This is a genomic window from Ruegeria sp. AA3, assembly GCF_056542905.1.
Genome location: NZ_JBQGAQ010000003.1, coordinates 158,550 through 183,361, shown reverse-complemented (window position 1 = coordinate 183,361; position 24,812 = coordinate 158,550). Strand labels below are relative to the sequence as shown.

Below are 24,812 nucleotides of genomic sequence, written 5' to 3'. Positions count from 1 at the left end.
CTAACGCCGCCCCGCGAAAAAATCCTTGAGCAATCGCTCGGCCTCTTCGGCACCGATCCCATCATAGATTTCAGGGGTATGATGCGCCTGCGGATGCGAAAATACCCGCGCGCCGTGGGCGACGCCACCCGATTTCGGATCGGATGCGCCGTAATACACACGCCGAATACGCGCCGCAGCCAGTGCTGCCGCACACATGGCACAGGGTTCCAGCGTCACATATACATCGTGATCCGGCAGCCGCTCCGATCCGGCGTGTGCGCAGGCGGCGCGCAGCACCAGTATTTCGGCATGGGCTGTGGGATCGTTCAACTCGCGTGTCCGATTACCTTCAGCGGCAACCACCTGACCGTCCGGTCCGATAATTACAGCACCCACGGGCACCTCCCCCCGGTCTGCCGCCGCCTGCGCCTGTTCCAGCGCCAGTTTCATGTGAGATCGGAACTCCATGCCTCTGACTGCCCCAGAAACCCGGCTTTCGCAAGCCGCCGGGATAGGCTATGGGCGGGGGATGACCAATACCCCTCCTCCCGGCGATCGGATCGCCAAAGTGCTTGCCCGCGCCGGTGTCGCCTCGCGTCGCGAGGCTGAACGCATGATCGAAGCCGGTCGTGTAACCGTGAATGGCAAACCCATCACTAGCCCAGCGCTGAACGTGACGGCCAAGGACAGGATCACTGTCGATGGCAAACCCGTGTCCGAGCCCGAGCCATCTCGCCTATGGCTCTATCACAAGCCTCCAGGCCTTGTGACGACTGCGCGTGATGAAAAGGGACGCAAGACGATCTTCGACGATCTGCCAGAGGATATGCCGAGGGTCATGAGTGTCGGACGGCTCGACCTGAATTCGGAAGGGTTGCTGCTGCTCACCAATGATGGCGGCATCAAGCGCAAGCTTGAACTGCCCGCCACCGGATGGCTGCGCAAATACCGGGTGCGGGTTAACGGACGCCCCAAGGACGAAGATTTTGCACCGCTTCGCAAGGGATTGGTCATAGACGGGGAACGGTTTCAGCCCATGACCGTCACATTGGACCGCCAACAGGGTGCGAACGCCTGGCTAACCATCGGTCTGCGCGAGGGCAAGAACCGCGAGATTCGCCGTGCAATCGAAGATATCGGCTATGCGGTAAACCGGCTTTTGCGGGTTTCTTATGGCCCGTTTCAGCTTGGTGACTTGAAATCCGGTGAAGTTGAAGAGATTCGTCGGCGTGTTATGCGTGACCAACTGGGGATGGACGCTGAAGAAAGCGGCAAGCCAACCGTCAAACGCCCTGCCCGGCCTCAGCGCAAAAGGCCGACAATCGGCAAGAAACCTCGCAAGTGACGCGGCTTAAGTAACCTTCCCCCTAGCGCCAAGCCCTCGCATCGCCTAAATTTTCTGTGATAGCGACAGTTTGGGGGCACCATGTCCGGAACCGGAGTACAAAAATTGGCGTATGCAGCGCTGCTGGTGCTGTTGTTCGGCGTCTGTACCGGCGTGCTTGGGGGCTTGTAAGGGCATGGCCAAAAGGTTCGGTGGGAAATTCAGCCCTCAGGGTGCGTCGTCAGACCAAGATCAACCCTCTCGTGGACAGTTTGACGGAGCTCGGGTCGAACCGGCGGGTGCACGCGCGAACCTCCTATTTGTGCCCGCAATTCCGTTGGCATTCCTGTCACTGAACGACGGCGCTATCGGAATGACAATTGGTTTGATCGCTGCAGGTCTGCTGACGGCCGCCGCATTCTTGCTGCGCGAAGGGCTGCGAGCGGAATCTGCATACAATGCCAAACGTACCGCCCGCCGCCCGGCCTTCCCCCGCAAAATCTTCTCAAGCGTCCTGACTGGGCTGGGCACGGCATTGGCCGCGTATCGAACAGAGTTTCTAGATGCAGAAACCGCAGCTCAGGCCAGCCTGTTGGCACCGGTTCTGTTTGGGGTTGTTGCCACTGCATTACATTCGGTGTCCTTTGGCATCGACCCCTTGAAAGACAAGGGTATGGAAGGCATCGACACCTTCCAACAAGATCGCGTGGCGCGCGTTGTTGAGGATGCGGAATCTCACCTGACCCAAATGACAGACGCGATCAAACGCGCCGGAGACCGTCGGATCGAAGCGCGTGTCGAGCGGTTTCAAAATACCGCCCGCGATTTGTTCCGAACGGTCGAAGAAGACCCACGTGATCTGGCGGGCGCGCGGAAATATCTGACGGTTTACTTGCAGGGCGCACGCGATGCGACGGTGAGGTTCTCGGACGTCTATGCGCGTACCCGCGATGCGCAGGCGCTGGCAGATTATTCGGCCCTGCTGGACGATCTCGAACAGAATTTCGCGGCGCGGACGCGAAAGATGCTATTGGATGACCGCAGCGATCTGACGGTTGAAATTGATGTGCTGCGTGACCGGTTGCAGCGCGAAGGCGTCCGGTTGGATTGACCGGCTTTTATGTAAGCGAGGATTACCCCATGTCCGATGAGATCAAGAACAAGGCAGTCGAGGCTGAAACGCTGGTACAAGAAATCACCGCCGTCGCCCTCCCTGAGCCGCAGGCTGAGATTGTGCCGCTTGAAGACGCCGACGAACCGGTTGGCGCCGAAATCCGCAAGCGGATGGGTGAGATCGACATGGGCGACACAAACTCGATCGTGTCATTTGGATCATCCGCACAGGCGGAATTGCAGGAGATCAGTCAGGCGATGCTGGCCGATGTCCGCAATAAGGATGTGGGCCCGGCGGGCGACAGCCTTCGCAATATCGTAACGACGATCAGAGGTTTCTCTGTCAGCGAATTAGACGTTCGCCGCGAGCGTAGCTGGTGGGAAAAACTGCTAGGCCGCGCAGCGCCCTTTGCCAAGTTCACGGCGCAATATGAGGACGTTCAAAGCCAGATCGACCGGATCACAGACGACCTCTTGGGCCATGAGCACACCTTGCTGAAAGATATCAAGTCTCTGGATCTGCTGTATGAAAAGACGCTGGAGTTCTACGACGAACTCGCGCTTTACATCGCGGCGGGTGAGGAGAAGCTGACCGAACTGGACAGCCATGACATTCCCGAAAAAGAGGCCGAGGTTCAGGCCGCACCCGAAGACCAGCAGGTGATGAAGGCGCAGGAACTGCGCGACTTGCGCGCCGCGCGCGACGATCTGGAACGCCGGGTCCATGACTTGAAGCTGACCCGTCAGGTGACGATGCAGTCGCTGCCCTCGATCCGCTTGGTGCAGGAGAACGATAAGTCGCTGGTGACCAAGATCAACTCAACCCTCGTCAACACCGTGCCGCTTTGGGAAACCCAGCTGGCACAAGCGGTAACCATCCAGCGCAGTGCCGAAGCTGCAGCCGCCGTACGTGATGCCAATGATCTGACCAATGAGCTGCTGACCTCGAACGCGGCCAACTTGCGCGAGTCTAACAAGATGATCCGCGAAGAGATGGAGCGTGGTGTATTCGACATCGAAGCCGTCAAGCAGGCCAACGCTGACCTGATCGGTACGATCAACGAAAGCCTCGCCATAGCGGACGAAGGCAAAGCCAAGCGAGCCGCCGCCGAGGAAGAACTGAAGAAGATGGAGGCCGAGTTGCGCGACACGCTCGCCTCGGCCAAAGCGCGACAGGACGGGATCGGTGACAATGCCGGAACGGCTGTCCCCGGATAATGGAAACAGCGGGCGTGCGGCCATTACATCGCGCTAGGACTGCAACATTGGTAGTTTCGCTGCTGGCATTAGCTGGCTGCGAAGAGGCCTTGACGACGTCCATCGCTCCGGAACCCAACCCGGAGCAACCTCAGGGCTTGAGCAATGCCTATCAGCCCCCTTCGCCCGACAGCCTCGACCTCGCGCGGTATTATGAAAGCGTTCAGAACAACCTGCTGACGCGCGGGTTGTTGCGCACCGATGGTGGTGGGCCGGATACGCCCTACGACGCCGATGACCTCGCACGGAATTTCGAAACCATTGCGTTTTATAATGAGTATCCGGGGCAGGCTGTCTCGAGCGGTAGCAGAAGAACCAGCCGACAGTTAAGTCGCTGGTCGTCACCCGTACGCATCAAACCCGAATTCGGGCCCTCAGTCGCGCCAAACGTTCGCCAGCAAGAGACTGCCCGAATTGACGCCTATGCCAACCGTTTGTCGCGGCTGACTCGACATCCGGTCTCGACCACCACCCGGAATGCGAACTTTCACGTATTCGTGGCGGGTGAAGATGATACCGCCTATGTACAAGCCCGGTTGCGACAACTGATCCCCGGCATAGGACAGGCGCAGCTTGATCTCTTCGACAAACTGCCGCGGTCTTTCTATTGTTTTGTGTTCGCGTCGGCATCGAACAGCGCGCCTCAGACTTATACCCGGGCTGTTGCCCTGATACGGGCAGAACATCCCGATCTGGTGCGCCTGAGCTGCGTACATGAAGAGATTGCGCAAGGATTGGGGCTTCCGAATGATAGCCCATCGGCCCGACCGTCGATCTTCAATGATGACGACGAGTTCGCCCTGCTCACCAGCCATGACGAAAAACTACTGACGATTCTTTACGACCCGCGCTTGAAAGCGGGCATGACCGCTGACGAGGCACGTCCGGTGGTCCGTATCATTGCACGCGAATTGATGGGGCAGTCGCTCTGACCCCGAAGACAGGAGAAATCCAATGGGAATTTTTGATTTTCTGACCGGCGAATTCATCGACGTCATCCACTGGGTTGATGACACCCGCGACACGATGGTTTGGCGGTTCGAGCGTGAGGGCCACGAGATTAAATACGGTGCCAAGCTGACAGTGCGCGAAGGTCAGGCGGCTGTGTTTGTGCATGAGGGGCAGCTGGCGGATGTGTTCACGCCCGGACTCTACATGCTTGAGACAAACAACATGCCGATCATGACGACGCTGCAGCATTGGGATCATGGTTTCCAGTCTCCGTTCAAGTCTGAAATTTACTTCGTTAACACGACCCGGTTCAATGACCTGAAATGGGGCACCAAGAACCCGATCATGCTGCGCGATCCCGAGTTTGGGCCAACACGCATCCGGGCCTTTGGCACCTATACGGTCCGGGTCAAGGACCCAGCGAAATTCCTAGTAGAGATCGTAGGCACAGATGGTGAGTTCACCATGGACGAGATCAGCTTTCAGATCAGAAACATCATCGTGCAGGAATTCAGCCGCGTCATCGCAGGCTCAGGTATTCCGGTGCTGGATATGGCGGCGAACACCGCAGATTTGGGCAAATTGATCGCAGCCGAGGTATCGCCAGTGCTGGATGGGTATGGCCTAAGCATGCCTGAGTTCTATATCGAGAACATCTCGCTCCCACCTGCGGTCGAGGCGGCTCTGGACAAGCGCACCTCGATGGGTTTGGCGGGCGATCTGGGCAAGTTCACTCAGTATTCCGCTGCCGAGGCCATGACAGCGGCTGCCAATAACCCCGGTCAGGGCGGTGGCATGGGTGCCGGTCTTGGCATGGGGATGGGCATGGCGATGGCGCAGCAAATGTCGAACATGGCAGCGGGTCAGCCGAGTGGTCCCTGGGGTGGTTCCGCACCCGCTGCACCGCAAGCGTCAGCGCATGCGGCACCGCCGCCCCCGCCACCCGTCGAGCATGTGTGGCATATCGCGGTGGATGGCCAGACTAGCGGACCATTTTCCAAAGCCAAGATCGGTCGTATGGCAACCGACGGTGAGATCACGCGCGATACGCATGTCTGGACGGCTGGTCAGGACGGTTGGAAAAAGGCGGGGGACGTACAAGAATTGGCGCAGCTGTTCACCATCTTGCCACCGCCACCACCGGGGGCGTGACCCGATATTAGGCTATCCATGACCAGGATTCTGTAATGGCAAAAGTCGAACACCGTTTTCCTTGCGAACAATGCGGGGCGGATTATCGGTTCAATCCCGGTGACGGAACGCTCACCTGCGATCACTGCGGTCATTCCGAGGCCATTGGCGCGGGCCCGTGGGGAGGGGCCAGTTTACGTGAACTCGATTTCGACACGGCCATCGCGGATCGCCTCCCCGATAGTGAAATTGAAGAAACTCGTGTTCTTACCTGCCCCAACTGCGCAGCACAGGTCGAATTTGACCCAAACACACACGCCGCAGAGTGCCCATTTTGTGCGACACCCGTCGTCACTGATACCGGTGTAAGCCGCCATATCAAGCCACGCGGTGTGTTGCCCTTTGCAGTGGACGAACGCTCGGCGCACCAAGCCATAGGGGATTGGCTGGGGCGACTGTGGTTTGCGCCGAATGGGCTGAAGGAATACGCCCGAAAAGGCCGCAAGATGCAGGGTATCTACGTGCCCTACTGGACATTCGATGCCGATACCAAGTCGAGTTATCGGGGTGAACGTGGTGTCGTCTATTACGAAAACCGAACCGTGATGCGGGATGGAAAGCGCGTTCAGCAGCAGGTTCCCAAGGTGCGCTGGTCGCCAAAGTCCGGACGCGTGGCACGGTTTTTTGACGATGTTCTGGTGTTAGCATCACAATCCCTGCCCAAATCCTATACGGATGCGCTGGAACCCTGGGATCTGCCTGCACTTGAGCCCTATCAGCCCGAATATCTGGCTGGATTTCGTGCCGAAGCCTATACGGTCGAATTGCAGGAAGGATATCAGGAGGCGCGCGGTCACATGGCGCGCGTGATCGAGCGTGATGTACGGTTTGATATCGGTGGCGATCGTCAGCGCATCCACGCTGTCGATACGGAAGTCCGAGATGTCACGTTCAAACATATCCTACTGCCGGTCTGGATGGCAGCCTATAAATACCGGGGCGAGACCTATCGCTTTGTAGTGAATGGCAGAACCGGGCGCGTTCAGGGTGAGCGCCCCTGGTCGGCGATCAAGATTACCATCGCGGTGGTACTGGGCCTGCTGGTTGCCGCAAGTGTCGGTTATCTGGTTGCAACCGGACAACAATAAAGAGAACACTCGTGTCAGATAGCGCGTTGGATGGGGGAAACTGACTTGCACCTTGACGCTCTGAACGCTCTTTTAACTCAGCGCCATTCGTGCCGTGCCTTTTGCTCAGACCCTGTTCCCCGTGAACAGATTGAACAGATCGTCACCAGCGCAACGCATGTTCCAAGCTGGTGCAACGCGCAACCCTGGCAGCTTACGATCACCAGCGGTCCTGAAACTGACCATTTTCGCGAAGCGCTGCAGCGCGAGACACAACAGGCCAGCCCAAACCCCGACTTGCCCTTTCCAACCAGGTATTCCGGTGTCTATCAGGATCGTCGGCGCGCATGCGGCTGGGCGTTATACAAAGCGGTCGGCGTCGAAAAGGGTGATCGCACCGCTTCGGCGCAGCAAATGATGGAAAACTACACGCTGTTCGGAGCTCCACACTGCGCCATCCTATCCAGCCCCACCGAGCTGGGCCCATACGGTGCCATGGATTGCGGAGGGTTTGTGACAGCATTCGCATTGGCGGCACAAGCCCTGGGTGTGGCCAGCATCCCTCAGGCCGCGGTTGCGGCTTATGGTCCGTTTCTTCACCGGTATTTCGATATTCCAGATGACCGGATTGTTTTATGTGCGATCTCATTCGGATATCCAGATAAAGACCATCCAGCCAACTCTTTCAGAACAGGACGTGCCACTCTGGATGATATCGTTGATTGGCGTGAATAAACACCAAGAGTAGGAATTGCAGATGCGCGCGCTGCTTCAAAGAATTTCCAGTGCCTCTGTCACAGTCGAGGGAACGGTGATTGGACAATCCGGTCCGGGGTTGATGATTTTGGTCTGTGCGATGCAAGGGGATGATGAGGCTCAGGCCGAACAACTGGCTAACAAGGTCGCAAAGCTTCGCATCTTCAAAGACGATGCAGGAAAAATGAACCGTTCGATCTTGGATATCTGCGGCTCAGCACTGGTAGTCAGCCAATTCACTTTGGCCGCTGACACGTCACGCGGTAACCGCCCGGGATTTTCCGGTGCGGCCCCGGCAGCAAAGGGCGAACGACTTTATGAAGCGTTTGTTCGCAACCTGTCCTCACTGGGCATACCAGTCGAAACGGGATCATTCGGGGCTGACATGGCTGTAGAATTGGTCAATGACGGGCCCGTGACAATTTGGATGGAAAGCTGATGCAGGCCTCTCAACAGATTCAGGATATTTGGAGCGCCGGTGTGGCGGCTGTCGATGGTTACACCGCGACGTTGGAAGCGATCCAATCGATGGAACGGCCAGACCAGATATTGGCCGTTGGCAAGGCGGCGGGTGCGATGGCCCGCGCTGCAGCGAACCAGTTCGGAGCGGTCCCCACGTTGGTCGTTACCAAAGATGGCCATAGCGATGGGCTACCAGCGCACGTTGATGTCATCGAATCCTCTCATCCCGTACCCGATGATCGTAGTCTGGCCGGGGGACGGGCATTGCGCGAAACCGTAGAGAGCATGGAACATGATAGCAGTCTGATGCTTCTGGTATCTGGCGGCGCGTCCTCTCTGGCCGAGGATTTGATGCCCGGGTTCTCGCTGGACGATCTTGAAGCCCTGAACCAAAGATTGCTTGGCGATGGGTTGGATATCAGATCGATGAATGCTGAGCGGCGCAAACTATCGCGTATTAAGGGCGGAGGACTGCTGTCCAGTTTTCCGGGGAACAAAGTGACTGTTTTGGCGATCTCGGATGTCCCCGGAGACGACCTGGGCGTGATTGGATCCGGCATCGGAGCGTTGCCAGAAGCGCCGCGTTTTGCCGCCCAGACCTCAATCATCGCTTCAAATGCGCATGCGCGTAACGCGGCTGCCCAAGCTGCAGAGCAAGCTGGCTTTGACGTCCTCGCCAACTCGGAGGCTTTGCACGATGACTACCTATCAGTTGCGACCGCAATAGGAGAACGACTGCGCCACATGCCCAAAGGCGTGATGGTTTTTGGAGGAGAGCCAACCGTCGTTCTTCCGGACCAACCCGGGCGCGGCGGACGAAATCAGGCCCTAGCGCTGGCTTTGGCACACGAAATTGAAGGGCAACGGGACATTACTGTGATCGTTGGTGGAACAGATGGCACGGATGGGCCAACGGACGCAGCCGGTGCTATCGTTACCGGCGAAACATGGGCAGACGAAGCGCAAGAATTCCTCAACAACGCGGATAGCGGCAGCTTCTTGGCCAAAGCAGGTGCGTTGCTGGTTACGGGGCCTACAGGGACCAATGTGATGGACTTGGTGATTGCAATACGGAAATGATCTGACATCTTGGCCCGGTTGCTATCGGTCAGGAGTTCAGAGATATGGCACCGCCCTCCAACGCACTTCGCGAGATCGAAGAAATCCCTGATATGGGTATCACCATGCCAGATGGCTGCCGCCTTTCAGCCCGGATCTGGCGCCCGATCGATGCGGGCGAAGACCCGGTTCCCGCTATTGTGGAACATCTGCCATATCGCAAACGCGACGGGACCACTGCACGTGACGCCTTAACCCATCCTTGGTTTGCCAAACGTGGATATGCCTGCGTACGCGTGGATATGCGCGGCAACGGTGACAGCGAAGGGTTGATGGAGGATGAATACACTCAGCAGGAATTGGACGATGCCGTCGCAGTAATCCAATGGCTGGCCGATCAACCCTGGTGTAGCGGCACGGTCGGGATGATGGGTATCAGTTGGGGCGGGTTCAACTCATTGCAGGTTGCCGCGATGCAGCCTGAGCCTTTGAAGGCAATCATTACGCTTTGTTCGACCGCGGACCGGTATGCCGATGACATACATTACAAAGGCGGATGCCTGCTGAATGAAAATCTGGGCTGGGGCGCGACAATGTGGTCCTACTCCTCTCGCGCTCCAGACCCAGATCTGCGGTCAAACTGGCGTGAACTGTGGTTGGATCGGTTAGTGAATGAGCCTTTCCTGCCCTCCGTCTGGCTGCGCCACCAAACACGTGATGCCTATTGGCGCCATGGTTCCGTCTGCGAGAATTTTGATTCAATTCAAGCGGCCACTCTGGCGGTTGGAGGCTGGGGTGACGCTTACAAGAACACTGTGCCATTGCTGGTCGAACAGTTGAACGCGCCGGTCAAAGGTGTTGTTGGCCCATGGGTGCACAAATATCCTCATTTCGCAGTTCCTGAACCTCGCATCGGTTTTTTGCAGGAGGCCCTAAGGTGGTGGGACCATTGGCTAAAGGGAAAGGATACAGGTGTCGAAGATGATCCAGACTACCGCGCTTATGTGATGAACGGTGTGCGTCCGGCGCGCTGGTACAAAGAGCGCGCAGGGCGTTGGATTGCCGAGGATGAAGGCGCGACATCGCATCTGCCAACCATGACGATGCAACTGACCGATGCCGGCCTTGGGCACGAAGGGTCACTGAACACCTCAATCCGATCGCCACATACCTGCGGTCTTGAAAGCGGCGAGTTTTGTGCGATTTGGCTAGGTCCGGATATGCCGGGGGACCAGAGGGGGGACGACGCGCTTTCAGCCTGTTTCGACAGCGACCCATTGGCAGCCGACATCGAGATTGTGGGCGCACCCAAAATCCGGCTCCGACTGAGGGCTGACAAACCTCAGGCGCAGATTGCTGTTCGGCTGAATCATATACACCCGGACGGTGCTTCGACGCGGATCACATATGGGGTGCTAAATCTGACGCACCGCGACAGTCATGCAGATCCCACCCCCCTAATACCCGATCAGACCTACGATATAGAACTGGACCTGGATCACATCGCTTATCGAATACCGAAAGGGCACCGCTTACGCGTGGCGATCTCGAGCGCCTATTGGCCGTTAATCTGGCCTTCGCCGGAAACTGTCGAGCTTCAACTGACTGAAGGCGACATAATCATTCCAACGCGTCCGCCAGGTCAATCAAACGAATACAACTTCGCCCCTCCTGATGCAGAATCTGCAAATCCCGTCAGTGTTCTTCGAGAAACGCAAAATTCCCGGCGTGTAGAATTGGATATGACCACCGGCGAAACCCACCTGATCATCGAGGATGACTTTGGCAAACTCCGTGACGAAACGCATGGGCTGATCACCGGAAGCACAGCAACAGAAAAGTGGTCGATTCACCCCGACAACCCCCTATCGGCGCGGGGCTATTGTCGTTGGACACAAGAACAGCAGCGCGGTGAATCGTTCCTATTCACCGAAAGCGTTTGCGAGATGTGGTCCGATGATAAGAACTTTTTTGTTCGAGCGGAGATAAGCGCCTTCGAAAATAACGAATTGGTGTACTCAAAAACGCTCGAAGACACGGTGCCACGCAATGAAATGTAAGTTTTGAAGCTTCAGACGAAAGATTTTCACTTGCCCACCACCCTGCATTGCCCCTACTTTGACTCACGCGTCAATAAAAAGTCCGACAATGGACCGAACATCCAATCAACTGGGAGATCTCTGGATGAACGAACAACTCACTCACATGTCAAAGCAGGTCACGGCTGGAAAGCTGACCCGCCGTGAATTCATGGGTAAAGCAGCGGCACTGGGTGTCTCGGCCGCAATCGCAAGCAATATGTTTGCCGATGCCGCACGTGCGGCTGGCCCAAAAAAGGGCGGCGATCTGAAATTCGGTTTGCAGGGCGGTGAATCGACCAACTCACTTGATCCGGCAACCTACGCAAGCTCAGTCCCGTTCCAGAACGGCAAGCAGTTCGGTGACCAATTGGTCGAAGTGGCCCCCGACGGGACCATCGAACCGCGCCTGGCGGAAAGCGTCGAAGGAAGTGCAGACGCCAAAGTATGGACGTTCAAGCTGCGTCAAGGGGTCGAGTTCCACAACGGCAAGACCATGACCAGCGATGACGTGCTGAAAACTATGCAGCGCCACTCGAACGAAGATTCCAAATCAGGTGCATTGGGCATCATGAAAGGCATCGAGTCGATGAAGGCCGATGGAGACAATTTCCAGGTCACTTTGACCGAGCCAAACGCCGACCTGCCGTATCTGATGGCCGACTATCACCTGATTATTCAGCCCGATGGGGGCATGGATAACCCGGCGGCAGGAATCGGCACAGGTCCGTATAAACTGGAAGTGGACGAACCCGGCGTCCGTCACCTGTTCACCAAGAACGAAAACCATTGGAACAGCGATTTCGGTAATTTTGACAGCGTCGAAGTTGTTGTGATCAACGATGCAACTGCGCGGACCGCTGCACTGCAGTCCGGACAGGTCCACGCCGTCAACCGCGTTGAACCCAAAGTTGCCGACCTGTTGGGCCGTGCACCAAACCTGACCGTGCATTCAACCGCCGGTCGCGGTCACTATGTCTTCATCATGCATTGCGACACGGCTCCGTTCGACAACAACGAATTGCGCACCGCGTTGAAATACGCAATCAACCGTGCGGAATTGGTAGACAAAGTCCTGCGTGGCTATGGCTCGATCGGGAATGACATGCCGATCAACGCAGCCTACCCATTGTTTGATGAAACCATCGAACAGCGCGAATTCAGCATTGAGAAAGCTGCAGAGCACTACAAAAAGTCCGGCCATGATGGTTCACCGATCATATTGCGTGTAGCCGACGGTGCCTTCCCGGGTGCTGTGGACGCCGCTGCACTGTTCCAGCAGACAGCCGCACAGGCTGGAATTCCGCTTGAAATCAAGCGTGAACCCAACGATGGATACTGGTCCGAGGTTTGGAACGTTCAGCCGTTCTGTGCCTCGTACTGGGGTGGCCGTCCGGTTCAGGACCAGATGTATTCGACCGCATACCTGTCGACCGCAGACTGGAACGACACTCGGTTTAAGGTTCAGGCGTTCGACGACATGCTGTTCGCGGCAAAGGCGGAGCTGGACGTTGAAAAACGCAAAAGCATCTACAGCCAGATGGGCCGAATGGTCCGCGACGAAGGCGGCCTGATCTGTCCGATGTTCAACGACTTTGTCGAGGGCATCAGCAACCAGCTGGACGGATGGGAATCTGACCCGACGCAAGAGATGATGAACGGCAACATATCCCGCAAAATGTGGTTCGTCTAAAACGGGCTACGGATAATGCATCCTATCATCAAATTGGTTTCCCAGCGCCTGGCGCTGGGACTCCTGTTGCTGCTCGGCGCTTCGGCCTTGATTTTTGGCCTGACCGAAGCCCTTCCCGGAGACGCCGCGCAAGCCGTCCTGGGGCAGTCCGCAACCCCAGAGGCCCTTGCTAACCTGCGCGAAGAGATGGGTTTGAACCGCCCTGCCCTGACCCGCTATTTCGAATGGCTGGGAGGCATTTTTCAGGGCGATCTTGGCCAATCCTTGACAAACAAGCTGGATATTTCTGAGAGCATTGGAAAACGCCTTGGAAATACACTGTTTCTGGCATGCGTCGCTGCCATCGTTTCCGTTCCACTTGCAATCTTTCTTGGACTTCTGGCCGTGCGTTATCGCAACCGCTGGCCGGATAAACTGATCTCTGCCATCACGCTCACAACGGTTTCGATACCGGAATTTCTGATCGGCTACGTGGTGATCTACTACATCTCAGTGAAACTGGGCTGGTTCTCCTCGCTAGCGATGGTCAACGATTCAATGTCGTTTGGGCAAAAGCTAAATGCCATTGCTTTGCCAGCCTTCGTACTGACGCTGGTGGTTCTGGCGCAGATGATGCGCATGACACGCGCTGCCATTCTTAATCTTATGCAATCCGCCTATATTGAAACGGCTGAACTAAAGGGTTTGAGCACCTTTCAGGTTATCGCCCGGCATGCCTTTCCCAACGCGATTTCACCTATCGTGAACGTAGTCATGCTGAACCTGGCCTATCTGGTCGTAGGTGTCGTCGTGGTCGAGGTTGTCTTCGTCTATCCCGGTATGGGGCAGTACCTCGTAGATGCCGTGACAAAGCGTGACGTGCCTGTTGTTCTGGCCTGCGGTGTGGTGTTTGCAGCCGTTTACATCGGGCTGAACATGGTCGCGGATATCGTGTCGATCCTTGCCAACCCAAGACTGAGGCATCCGAAATGATAAAGAACATTCCTCTTTCGGCACTGATTGGCCTTATGTTCACCGGCGCCTATTTCTTTGTCGCGATCGCCGCGCCCTTGATCGCGCCTTATGGAATGGCAGAAGTGGTCGGCGACGTTTGGGAGCCGAGTAGCTCCGAGCATCTGCTGGGCACGGACAATATCGGCCGCGATCTGCTAACCCGCATGATCTATGGCGGGCGCACAACAATCTTCATTGCCGCAGCTGCAACACTTCTCAGCTTTCTGACGGGAACGTCATTGGGCCTACTTGCTGCAGTTTTGGGCGGATGGGCCGATCAGGCGCTTAGCCGGACGGTCGATCTGATCATGTCGATCCCTACGCTGATCCTGGCGCTGGTTATTCTGGCAATCGTTCCGGTAACCGTTCCGATCCTGATCCTTGTGATGGGCTTGTTGGATGCGACACGACCATATCGTCTGTCGCGATCTGTTGCCGTGGATATCAACGTGATGGACTACGTCGAAGCCGCCAAACTGCGCGGTGAAGGACGCCGTTGGATCATTTTCCGTGAAATCCTGCCGAACGCTCTATCGCCTCTGGTGGCCGAGTTCGGTCTGCGGTTCATCTTTATGGTCCTGTTCATCTCGACACTTTCGTTCCTGGGCCTTGGCGTCCAACCGCCCTTGGCGGATTGGGGCGGCATCGTGAAAGAGAATAAGGACGGCATCGTCTACGGTATTGGCGCCGCGCTCTACCCTGCAGTGGCCATCGCCACGCTAGCGATCTCGGTCAACCTTGTTGCTGACTGGGTTCTGAACCGTACCACATCGCTGAAAGGAGGCCGAGGATGAGTGATACCCTTCTCAAGGTCCGCGACCTCAAGATCGGCGCGACCGTCTATCCGCCGGGCGAAAAGCCCCATGACATCGAAATCGTGCACGGGGTCAGCTTTGACCTCGCGCCCGGTAAGGTGCTGGGGTTGATCGGTGAATCCGGCGCTGGCAAATCGACCATCGGTCTGGCCTCGATGGCCTATGGCCGGGGCGGCGTTAAGATCACCGGTGGCGAGGTTTGGGTCAACGGCCGTGACATCATGAAGTCAGCGCTGGGTGATATCCGCAACCTGCGCGGCGGCGAGGTGTCTTATGTCTCGCAATCAGCAGCCGCTTCGTTCAACCCCGCCAAAAAGATCATGGATCAGGTGGTCGAAGCTGCAGTCGAACATAAGAAATTCTCTCGTAAAGAGGCCGAGGCCCGCGCGCGCGAATTGTTCGCCAAGCTAGGCCTGCCCGATCCGGACAATATCGGTGATCGATACCCACACCAAGTTTCGGGCGGTCAGTTGCAACGCTGCATGACAGCGCTGGCGTTGTGCCCCGAACCGGATCTAGTTGTGTTTGACGAACCTACCACGGCCTTGGACGTGACCACTCAGATCGACGTCCTGATGGCCATCAAGGAGGCCATCGCCGATACAGGTGTCGCTGCGTTGTACATCACGCATGACCTTGCAGTTGTCGCACAAGTCAGCGACGACATCATGGTTCTGCGGATGGGCAATACGGTCGAGTATGGAAACACCGATCAGATCATCAACAATCCGCAAGAAGAGTATACTCAGGCGCTGGTTTCGGTTCGCTCGATTGAACACGAAGAAAAGCAGCCCACTGCGGACCCGGTGCTGAGCGTCGATGGTATTACCGCGCGCTACAAAGGCTTGAACTTCGACGTTCTTCACAACGTCAATGTTGAGCTTCATCCGGGGCAGACATTGGCTGTGGTGGGTGAATCCGGCTCAGGCAAGTCGACGCTGGCCCGTGTGATCACCGGGTTGCTGCCGCCGCGTGATGGCGAGATCACCTTTGCCGGTCGGAAACTTAGCCCCGACTTGAAGGGCCGTTCACTTGAAGATCTGCGCGAGTTGCAGATGATCTATCAGATGGCGGATGTCGCGATGAACCCGCGGCAAACAGTCGGTACGATCATCGGGCGACCGTTGGAGTTTTACTTCAACATGCGCGGTGCTGAGAAACGCAAGCGTATCGTAGAACTACTGGATGAGATCGAGCTGGGCGAGAAGTTCATCGATCGCTACCCAGCCGAACTGTCTGGTGGTCAGAAACAGCGGGTCTGCATCGCGCGTTCATTGGCGGCCAAGCCCAAAATGATCATCTGTGATGAGGTCACCTCGGCGCTCGATCCGCTTGTGGCAGATGGCATCCTTAAATTGCTGCTGGACTTGCAGAAGATCGAGGATGTGGCCTATCTTTTCATCACCCACGATCTGGCGACGGTGCGCGCCATCAGTGACAGTATTGCGGTGATGTATCAGGGCCGCGTGGTCCGCTATGGACCCAAGTCGCAGGTGCTGAGCCCACCCTTCGATGACTATACCGATTTGCTGCTCAGCTCGGTGCCCGAAATGCATCTGGGTTGGCTGGAAGAGGTTGTCGCCCATCGCAAAATGGAAAGTGCGGGCAACTAATCCCGGACTTATCCCGAACATTGCATGATGTTTGGAAATCCCGGCGTTTGACTGAAAACAAACGTCGGGATTTTACAATTTAGGGCGCAAATGGGCAGCCCCGTGCAAGCGAATCCCCTAGGGTCGCGACAACCAATACTTCGAAAAGAATAGGGCCGGACAATGGACCGCAAACTACTTTTGATCATTCTCGACGGTGTGCCGTGGCGCAACTTTCGCAGACTGTTTGGCAATCTTGAAGGATGGGTCGACAGCGGCGATGCGCGGGTTTGGAAACTGCGCTCTGTCCTGCCTTCGACATCAGCCAGTTGCTACGCTTCGATCCATACCGGTGTCACACCGCAAGAGCATGGCTGCACCGGTAATGGCAACGTGTTTCGGCTGTCTCACAAGGACGTCTTCAGTCAGGTACGAGAAGGGGGCGGTGTGACCGGTGCGGTCACGCATAGCTACTGGTCGCAATTCTTCAACCGTCACCCCTTCGACTACGTTCGTGATGTGGAATATGACGAGCCTGACAGCAAGACCATCAACCATGGCAGATTCCATTCGATGACTGGCTACGGCAAAGCCAACCAGATGACGCCATCCGACGTTGATCTGTTCGCCACGCTGACCAACCTCTGCCTTCGGTTTGGGCTGGATTACGGTATTCTACACACCTGCACGCTGGACAGTTTGGGGCACCGTTTCTACCACGACTGTGAGGAAATGGACCACGCCTGTTTCGTCATAGACGAAATGCTGGCACCATTCATCCCGCGTTGGCGGCAGCTTGGCTACGATGTCATCGTAACCGCCGATCATGGCCAAGATGAACGCGGCCATCATGGCGGGCGCGGCCCGCTACAGCAGGAAACGGCTCTTTACTATTTTGGTGACGCCGAAGGGCCTGACACCGAGACCGTGATCGACCAGCTTCAGCTTGCGCCAACCATACTACAGCGCGTCGGTGCGCCTGTGGCAGATACTATGAAGGCCAAATCGTTCCTGAACTGAGGCATTTGTTAGTCGTAAGCCCAGATCCCCTGCCCTAGCGCCTCAATCGCTACCGAGATACGCTCAAAGCTGTCAGCGGCGCGCCTGACCGAAGTTCGGGCGCGCAGATACCCATGAACCAACCCCGGTTCATTAATGCAATGGGCCAACCCACCTGCCGCAGTTATATGCTTACAATAGGCCGGTCCGTCATCCCGCAGTGGATCGCAATCAGCCGTCACAACAACCGTCGGCGGGAGGCCAGAAAAATCATCATCCTGCAACGGAGCGAATGAGGGATCGTTATCCGGTGCAGGCCCACCGCAGCGTACAGTTTGGTAGAACCGGATGTCGTCCAGGGTCAAAAGCGGCGCATTTGCATGTTCGATATACGAACCCTTTGACATGTCACCGCCCAAACCAGGATAGATCAGAACCTGACCCAGCACGTTGTCCAATCGCCCTCGGGCATAATGCGCAACGGTTGCAGCCAGATTACCGCCTGCACTGTCTCCCGCCAGAACGATTGGATCGCCATATTCCTGGACCACCCAGCTCACAGCAGTCCAACTGTCCTGAAACTGCGCCGGGTGCACATATTCAGGGCACAGGCGATAATCGACAGAGATGATCCGATAGCCAGTCTGAACACAGATTTCAGCACAGACATCGTCATGACTGTCCAGACCGCCCACGACGAACCCACCGCCGTGAAAGTAAATCACATTTCGAGTGGGATCACCGGCAGTGTAAACGCGAACAGGCACGCCATCGGCGGACCTGTCCTGAACATCAACACCCGGAGGTCGCGGTTGGCGAAAATCCTGACACATCGTGTCATAGACCCGACGTTGGTCAGCAATGGACATTTCGACTGTATCATCGGGATAGCTCTCGGCAGTACGCCGGATGAAATCCCAGGTCTCTTCGTCGATCAGACGTTCATAGTCCATTGTCCCTCCAAATTATTCAGACCACTCCCACGGTCGGGTAAACGAACCCAGCACCTTGGCCACATCGTCCTCGGACGCGCCGTTCGCGTCAAGCTGCGCGACGAGCCCGCGTTTCTTGTCGTCGATGACAGAAACGACCCGTGCCGCGACGCCGGCGGCTTCCAAAGCACCATTGTATATACGCGTGATCGCGTGCTTGCGCAGATCAGGCTTGAATACTTTGCCTACTGCGGTTTTCGGCAGTTCATCGAGAATGGTCAAATGCTTGGGCTGTGCAGCGCGTTCGTGGACGTGAACCTTGCAGAACTCCAGCAGCTCTTTGTCCGTGGTCGAGGCCCCGTCGACCAGCTCAACAAACGCACATGGCAGTTCGCCTGCGTGTGCATCCGGTTGACCGATCGCGCCCGCAAAGGCGACAGCTTCGTGCCCCAGAAGCGCCTCTTCAATTTCGGCGGGGTCGATATTGTGGCCGCCGCGGATGATCAGGTCTTTGGCCCGACCTGTGATCCAAAGATAACCATCCTCATCAAAGCGGCCCAGATCGCCCGTGCGCAGGTACTTGTCGAAATGGTAGAGATCTACGTTCTTATCAACCTCGGTGTAGGTGTTGCCCGCATAAACGCCAGGGTTCGAGATGCAGATTTCGCCGACCTGATCGACACCGCATTCGGTCGGACCATCTGGCCCGTCCTGCAGGATTTTGACATCTGTATATGGGAACGGAATACCGATCGAACCGATCTTTTTCTCTCCATCCACCGGGTTGCACGACACAAGGCAAGTGGCTTCGGTCAGACCATATCCTTCGACGATGGTCACGCCTGTGGCCTCTTCGAACCGGCGGAAGAGTTCAACCGGCAGCGGAGCCGAGCCCGAAAACGCGGTTTTGACGGATGAGATATCCGCATCCACCGGGCGTTGCATCTTGGCAGAAATCGCGGTGGGCACCGTAATGATGAACGAGACTTTCCAGCGCTCGATCAGCTTCCAGAAATTGTCGAAGACACCGTCACCGCGATACCCCGCAGGTGTCGGGAATATGACATGGGCACCCGACGATACGGCTGCCATCACGATCACATGCACCGCAAAAACGTGGAACATCGGTAGCGGGCACATGATGACGTCATTCTCGTCAAACAGAAGTGTCTGCCCCAGCCAGCCGTTGTAAATCAGACCGGAATACTTGTGCTGCGCCACCTTCGGCATGCCTGTGGTGCCGCCGGTGTGGAAATAGCACGCGACGCGATCTTCCTTGCTGTCTTCGAATGTCAGCGTTTTTGGCTGTTTGTTCAGCTCAGCAATGAAATTCTTATAGGTCGCGTGGGCCAACTTTTCCTTGTCACCCATCTTGGGGCGCAGGAACGGTACCAGCCAGGATTTTGGCGGCGTCAGATAACGGTTCAGGTCGATCTCAAGAATCGTGTGAACGCCAGGTGCGTGGCGCACAGCCTCTTCAACCTTCTGGGCCACGTCCGTTTTGGGGAAGGATTTCAGAGTGACCACGACCTTCGCCTTGGTCTCGCGCAGGATCGCCGCAATCTGTTCGGGTTCGAGCAATGGGTTGATCGGATTCACAATCCCCGCCACCGCTCCGCCCATCATCGTGACCAGGGTCTCGTTACAGTTGGGCAGCACATAGGCCACCACATCCTTTTCGCCGATCCCAAGCGAGCGGAACAGATTGGCCGCCTGATTGACTTTGCCTAGCAGTTCCGACCAGGTCAGCGTCTCTGCTTTGTCGGTCGGGCCAGATAGCAACTGAAAGCTGATCGCCTTGTGGTTCGGGAACCTGCCCGCCGTCCGCGACAAAAGCTGGTGGAAGGTCACAGGCACATCCCGGTCCTCCCATGGCATCTCCTGTTCCATACGCGCCTTGTCTTCGATTCCCACAAAGGCCATGTGGCTCCTCCCCTGATCTCTCTCCCGTGTCACGCCCGGGTTTTCGTTGCCTCCAAGATGGAAGTAAAACTCAACTCGCGCAAGCAAGGGCTTATCGATCAGCTGTGAGAAAATGTAGAATGACGCAACGGCGATTCCGGATGTGCCGGTGCGTCACTTTATTCTGCGGCCACCCCGTCAGTGAACTGCAGACGCGCCAATCGGGCATACAAACCGTCCTGCGACACCAGATCGTCATGCGTTCCCTGCGCCACAATGTGCCCGGCCTCAAGCACGATAATCCGGTCCGCCTTCTTCACGGTCGCCAGACGGTGCGCCACGATCAGCGTGGTACGCCCGGCCCGCATATTATCGACAGCCCCCTGCACCGCGCGCTCGCTTTCTGCGTCGAGTGCCGAGGTGGCCTCATCCAGCAGCAGGACCGGCGCGTCGCGCAGAATGGCGCGGGAGATGGCGATGCGCTGTTTCTGCCCACCCGATAGCATCACGCCGCGTTCACCCACAAAGCTGTCGTAGCCCTCAGGTAGCGCCGAGATGAATTCATGCGCGGCAGCGGCGCGCGCCGCTGCCTCAACCTCGGCATCCGAAGCATCCAGGCGGCCAAAACGAATGTTTTCACGCGCCGAGGCGGCAAATATAACCGGGTCCTGTGGAACCAACGCGATGTGCTGGCGAAAATCGTTGCGGTCTAGTTCGCGCAAATCAAGCCCGTCGAGGCTTACCTGCCCAGAATCCGGATCATAGAACCGCTGGATCATCTGGATCACGGTTGTCTTGCCTGCGCCGGAGGGTCCGACAAAGGCAACGGTTTCACCGGGGGCGATCTGCAGTGAAAACTGATCCAGCGCTACCACGTCTGGGCGTGCGGGATAGTGGAAAGTCACGTCGTCAAAGCGAATCTCGCCCCGCACCGGAGCTGGCAGCGTCTTGGCTTGCGCAGGGTCGTTAACCGTATCCTCTGCGTTTAGAAGTTCGACCAGCCGCTCAGTTGCTCCGGCTGCGCGCTGCAATTCGCTCCAGATTTCCGAAAGGGCGGCGACCGAGCCTGCCATGATGATCGAGTAGATCACGAATTGGATCAGAACACCTTCGGTCATCGCTCCATTGCGCACGTCATTCGCACCCATCCACAGCACGCCGACGATACCAGAAAACACCAGGAAAATTACGATCACAGTAAGGACCGCACGGGTCTGAATACGGCGCAGAGAAACTTCGTACGAAATTTCTGTCATTTCGCCAAATTGCGCACGGCTGGCTTGTTCATGGGTGAAGGCCTGTACAGTTTGCACCGCCCCAAGCGCCTCACCTGCATTGCCAGAAGACGCCGCGATCCAGTCCTGATTTTCCCGGCTGATGGTTCGCAATCTGCGGCCCAGAACCAGTATAGGCACGATCACCGCGGGGATTAGCAACAGGACCATCCCTGTCAATTTGGCCGATGTCAGCAACATCAAAATAAGCCCGCCGACAAACATCAGCATGTTGCGCAACGCGATCGATACCGATGATCCGAGAACCGATTGGATCAGCGTCGTATCGGTCGTGATCCGGCTGAGCACCTCTCCAGTCATGATCCGTTCATAGAACTCGGGGCTCATACCAATCACGCGATCGAACACAGCCTTCCGGATGTCAGCGACAACACGCTCGCCCAGCCGCGTCACCAACGCATAGCGAATACCCGTCCCGACCGCGAGAATGCCTGCAATACCAAGAGCCGCCAGAAAGTACCAATCCAGCAGCTCGCCATCTTCGATGCGAAAATTGTCAACGACCCGGCGTACTGCCAGCGGCAGCGTCAGCGTCATAGTCGCCGTCAAAATCAACGCAAGTGTCGCGCCAATCATCAGTAATCGGTAAGGCTTCATGAAGGGCCACAACGATGCCAGAACACCTATTTTTCTGGATCCCGCGCGCTCTTCCTGAGTGCCCGGAGCCGGTTTGTTCGCTGGACTGGCGGAGCGTGAATTTGCCATGTCTGGCCCTTACGTTGTGGTCATTCGCCCCAAAACGGGCGTCAATCACTGCTTCTTGGCGGCAGCGACGGTTATGGTCAAGCTGAAGGCAGAGATTTGCAGCCCGATAAGGGCCATTTGACGCAACTGGCAGGGGGAAAGAACTGGAGTGGGCGGCGGGAATCAAACTCGCGTCATTAGCTTGGAAGTCTATTATGATAAATGCAAATACGCCAATATTTTCATAGCCTTAGAAAGTAACATGAACATTTTTTGCAGGCGACTTATCGGAAAAGATTTTTTGGAGCGGGCGGCGGGAATCGAACCCGCGTCATTAGCTTGGAAGGCTAAGGTCTTACCACTACACAACGCCCGCTCAACTGGATCGTGACCTAATCCATCGTTTTTTGGGCGTCAACCCCGTTATCTGCAAAGTCACACCTTCCAACAAAAATTCTGATCGAAAACACCCTGACCGTTCATTGAAGAAAGGCGCAACAAACCACTGTTTCGCTCCCCCTCCAGAGCTCCGCCCTTTCACTCAGCATTGCCACGAAGGGCGGAAAGCAGACGTTCGCGGCACCTGCGACGAGTAGGAGCCGTCGCGGCAAAGCGGACATCCAGTTTTTGCCATGACAGCCAAATTGGTTGAACTACCTGAAGGGCACGCATTGTCGCGACTTCGTGACATCCGTTAGACTGCGAACAGGAGGGTCCTATGCAGCGCCGACTCGCCGCGATCATGGCTGCCGATGTCGTTGGGTATTCGTCGTTGATGGGCAGCGACGAGGCAGGGGTATTGTCCGCCCTCAAAACGCTGCGTTCAGAGATTTTTGATCCCACAATTGCAAGACATCACGGGCGCCTCGTAAAGGTGATGGGGGACGGTGCTCTTGTCGAATTTGCTTCGGTTGTCGATGCCGTAGCCTGCGGCGTTGCGATCCAGCGGGCAATGGCTGAGGCCGCTCCGACCCTCGCCAGCGGGTCGCGGTTGCAACTTAGGATCGGGATAAACCTCGGTGATGTCATGATCGCTGATGGGGACCTTTATGGTGACGGCGTGAATGTTGCCTCTCGCATTGAAGGTTTGGCTGATTCAGGCGGTGTCGCGATTTCTGAGAGTGTGGCGCAACAGGCGATGGGCAAGGTGGATGCGGGATTTGAGGATCTCGGTCTGAAAAACCTAAAGAACATCGCTGAACCGGTTCGAATATTCCGCGTCATGCCCGACAGAGCGCCCGCCTCCAAACCGCGATCAAACAAGCTACCATTGAAGACCGGTGCATCGGTGCTGGTTGGTCTGGGCGTTGCGGGTTTGTTAACGTGGTGGATCAGCTTTGGTCCCGAGCCGCCCGACGCCCTGACCATTGATGAAGCCGCTTTGTTGACAGAGCCAACAGGTCCGACCATTGCGGTTCTGCCATTTCAAAACCTTAGCAATACGGACGCCCGCGATTTATTGGCTGTAGGCATTGGTGAAGACATCATTGTTGAGCTGGGGAGCTACCAGGACCTCAACGTACTGTCCCGCCAATCCACCCATTCCGTTGGACCGGACGAAAGTGACCTGCGCAGTATCCGGCAGAAATTCGGCGCGGACTATGTGCTGGAAGGTTCTGTTCGGCAGGTTGCAGATCGGCTGCGCGTGACAGCGCGACTGATAGACACAACCTCGGGGCTTCAGGTCTGGTCTGAGGCGTATGACGAAAGCCTCACGACTTCAAATATTCTGGACGTTCAATTGAACATAACCGAAAAAGTGGCCTCGGCTGTGGGCGACGCGGGCGGAGCGATCAAGCGCATTCACGCTGGTCATGCGCGTGCGAAACCTCCGGAACATCTCTCGTCTTATGAATGCTCCCTACTGCGCGTTGGTTTTCTGAACCGGCGGGATATGCAAGAGCGTGTCCGCGGCTGTATCCTGCGGGTTGTCGAAGACGAACCCGAATATTGGCGCGGGTGGGCGCAATTGGCCGAGGCACTGCTGACGGATGTGAAGCTGTTTACCGGGCTGTATCCAGGGGCGCAGGACGAGAAAATCCAACGCGCTGAAGAGGCGGCGCGGAACGCGGTGTCGCTGAACCCGTATTCTGCGCGCGCTCACTTCCTTTTGGCGCTTGTGCTTCAGATTCAGCGTGATCTTGACGGTTTCTTCTCGTCCGCCGAAACAGCGCTTGCATTGGGGACAGATCGGTATCTGCAAGGGCAGATCGGATACGAGTTCATTTGGTCCGGGCGTCTGGAACTGGGCGCGGCTCTTGTCGAGAACGCAATTGCACTGGACCCAAATGCAGCAGACCCAAACTGGTATCAGTCACTGGCCGAATATCATTTCCTGAACGGAGATTATGAAACGGCGCTGAGTACCTATCGCCAGGGGGCACAGCCGGACATTTGGTGGTCGGTTTCCATTGAGGTTGCAATCTTGGCCGAACTGGGTCCGCGCGATGCTGCCATTGCCGCGCGGGACAGGCTGAACAAAGTCCGTCCGGGTATAAAAATTGCTGACATTGTCTGGATGTATCGGCGCTTTGCGCGCCCGGATGCACACATACTGCCTTTCGTCGAAGCCTACAGAGCTGTGGACATGCCCGAGGGACAGTTTGCCCCGCTTCAGGAGAGTGCAGGCTGAACGACAGGGCGCGGTAAGGCATAGGGTTGCGCCAA

The 24,812-nt window shown here is 56.7% G+C and carries 20 protein-coding genes and 1 tRNA gene; 16 read left to right on the top strand and 5 right to left on the bottom strand.

Annotation, left to right across the window (positions count from 1 at the left end; all coding sequences use genetic code 11):
- Positions 1-450 carry a nucleoside deaminase gene (locus ACR0JR_RS07460; protein WP_170540998.1) on the bottom strand — a complete coding sequence of 150 codons (450 nt, stop codon included), beginning with the start codon at positions 448-450 and terminating at the stop codon, positions 1-3.
- Here ACR0JR_RS07460 and ACR0JR_RS07455 point away from each other — a divergent pair.
- From ACR0JR_RS07455 to ACR0JR_RS07385, 15 genes are all read left to right on the top strand, one after another.
- Positions 449-1,327 carry a pseudouridine synthase gene (locus ACR0JR_RS07455; RefSeq protein ID WP_480455637.1) on the top strand — a complete coding sequence of 293 codons (879 nt, stop codon included), beginning with the start codon at positions 449-451 and terminating at the stop codon, positions 1,325-1,327. The two genes, ACR0JR_RS07460 and ACR0JR_RS07455, sit on opposite strands and share 2 nt — an antisense overlap.
- A gap of 175 nt (positions 1,328-1,502) precedes the next feature.
- Positions 1,503-2,417, top strand: a complete 915-nt coding sequence (locus ACR0JR_RS07450) for a 5-bromo-4-chloroindolyl phosphate hydrolysis family protein (RefSeq protein WP_480455636.1) — start codon at positions 1,503-1,505, stop codon at positions 2,415-2,417.
- A gap of 29 nt (positions 2,418-2,446) precedes the next feature.
- On the top strand, positions 2,447-3,637 hold the full coding sequence (locus ACR0JR_RS07445) for a toxic anion resistance protein (RefSeq protein WP_170779634.1): 1,191 nt from the start codon (positions 2,447-2,449) through the stop codon (positions 3,635-3,637).
- Positions 3,637-4,608 carry a DUF2927 domain-containing protein gene (locus tag ACR0JR_RS07440; RefSeq protein WP_480455635.1) on the top strand — a complete coding sequence of 324 codons (972 nt, stop codon included), beginning with the start codon at positions 3,637-3,639 and terminating at the stop codon, positions 4,606-4,608. The genes ACR0JR_RS07445 and ACR0JR_RS07440 overlap by 1 nt, the downstream gene beginning before the upstream one ends.
- Before the next feature lie 22 nt (positions 4,609-4,630).
- Complete coding sequence (locus ACR0JR_RS07435; protein WP_170779632.1) at positions 4,631-5,779, top strand: SPFH domain-containing protein; 1,149 nt, start codon at positions 4,631-4,633, stop codon at positions 5,777-5,779.
- Positions 5,780-5,814: 35 nt separating this feature from the next.
- Entirely contained in the window at positions 5,815-6,906 is a 1,092-nt protein-coding gene (locus tag ACR0JR_RS07430; RefSeq protein ID WP_480455634.1) for a TFIIB-type zinc finger domain-containing protein, read from the top strand.
- Between the two features lie 30 nt (positions 6,907-6,936).
- Positions 6,937-7,620, top strand: a complete 684-nt coding sequence (locus ACR0JR_RS07425; protein WP_170779626.1) for a nitroreductase — start codon at positions 6,937-6,939, stop codon at positions 7,618-7,620.
- Positions 7,621-7,642: 22 nt separating this feature from the next.
- The gene (gene dtd / locus ACR0JR_RS07420) at positions 7,643-8,080 is read left to right on the top strand and encodes a D-aminoacyl-tRNA deacylase (RefSeq protein ID WP_480455633.1); all 438 of its coding nucleotides are present in this window, start codon (positions 7,643-7,645) and stop codon (positions 8,078-8,080) included.
- Positions 8,080-9,183, top strand: coding sequence for a DUF4147 domain-containing protein (locus ACR0JR_RS07415; RefSeq protein WP_480455632.1), 1,104 nt, complete (start codon positions 8,080-8,082; stop codon positions 9,181-9,183). Before dtd ends, ACR0JR_RS07415 begins: the two co-directional genes overlap by 1 nt.
- A 44-nt stretch (positions 9,184-9,227) precedes the next feature.
- Positions 9,228-11,222: a CocE/NonD family hydrolase gene (locus tag ACR0JR_RS07410; RefSeq protein WP_480455630.1), complete on the top strand. Its 1,995-nt coding sequence runs from the start codon at positions 9,228-9,230 to the stop codon at positions 11,220-11,222.
- 124 nt (positions 11,223-11,346) lie between these two features.
- Complete coding sequence (locus tag ACR0JR_RS07405; protein WP_170779618.1) at positions 11,347-12,933, top strand: ABC transporter substrate-binding protein; 1,587 nt, start codon at positions 11,347-11,349, stop codon at positions 12,931-12,933.
- A gap of 15 nt (positions 12,934-12,948) precedes the next feature.
- On the top strand, positions 12,949-13,905 hold the full coding sequence (locus ACR0JR_RS07400) for an ABC transporter permease (RefSeq protein ID WP_010441877.1): 957 nt from the start codon (positions 12,949-12,951) through the stop codon (positions 13,903-13,905).
- Positions 13,905-14,720, top strand: a complete 816-nt coding sequence (locus tag ACR0JR_RS07395) for an ABC transporter permease (protein ID WP_029621990.1) — start codon at positions 13,905-13,907, stop codon at positions 14,718-14,720. The genes ACR0JR_RS07400 and ACR0JR_RS07395 overlap by 1 nt, the downstream gene beginning before the upstream one ends.
- A complete protein-coding gene (locus ACR0JR_RS07390) occupies positions 14,717-16,354 on the top strand; it encodes an ABC transporter ATP-binding protein (protein WP_170541031.1) in 1,638 nt (545 codons plus the stop codon). The genes ACR0JR_RS07395 and ACR0JR_RS07390 overlap by 4 nt, the downstream gene beginning before the upstream one ends.
- A gap of 162 nt (positions 16,355-16,516) precedes the next feature.
- On the top strand, positions 16,517-17,353 hold the full coding sequence (locus ACR0JR_RS07385) for an alkaline phosphatase family protein (RefSeq protein ID WP_480455629.1): 837 nt from the start codon (positions 16,517-16,519) through the stop codon (positions 17,351-17,353).
- Positions 17,354-17,361: 8 nt separating this feature from the next.
- Here ACR0JR_RS07385 and ACR0JR_RS07380 read toward each other — a convergent pair whose 3' ends face one another.
- The 4 genes from ACR0JR_RS07380 to ACR0JR_RS07365 all read right to left on the bottom strand — a co-directional run bounded on the left by ACR0JR_RS07380 (position 17,362) and on the right by ACR0JR_RS07365 (position 22,521).
- A complete protein-coding gene (locus tag ACR0JR_RS07380; RefSeq protein ID WP_480455628.1) occupies positions 17,362-18,285 on the bottom strand; it encodes an alpha/beta hydrolase in 924 nt (307 codons plus the stop codon).
- Between the two features lie 12 nt (positions 18,286-18,297).
- Entirely contained in the window at positions 18,298-20,187 is a 1,890-nt protein-coding gene (locus tag ACR0JR_RS07375; protein ID WP_480455627.1) for an acyl-CoA synthetase, read from the bottom strand.
- 158 nt (positions 20,188-20,345) lie between these two features.
- The gene (locus ACR0JR_RS07370; RefSeq protein ID WP_480455626.1) at positions 20,346-22,166 is read right to left on the bottom strand and encodes an ABC transporter transmembrane domain-containing protein; all 1,821 of its coding nucleotides are present in this window, start codon (positions 22,164-22,166) and stop codon (positions 20,346-20,348) included.
- 281 nt (positions 22,167-22,447) lie between these two features.
- Positions 22,448-22,521: transfer RNA gene (locus ACR0JR_RS07365), tRNA-Gly, on the bottom strand.
- A gap of 342 nt (positions 22,522-22,863) precedes the next feature.
- Between ACR0JR_RS07365 and ACR0JR_RS07360 the strand changes: the two genes are divergently transcribed.
- A complete protein-coding gene (locus ACR0JR_RS07360; RefSeq protein WP_480455625.1) occupies positions 22,864-24,777 on the top strand; it encodes an adenylate/guanylate cyclase domain-containing protein in 1,914 nt (637 codons plus the stop codon).
- Positions 24,778-24,812 lie beyond the last annotated feature (35 nt).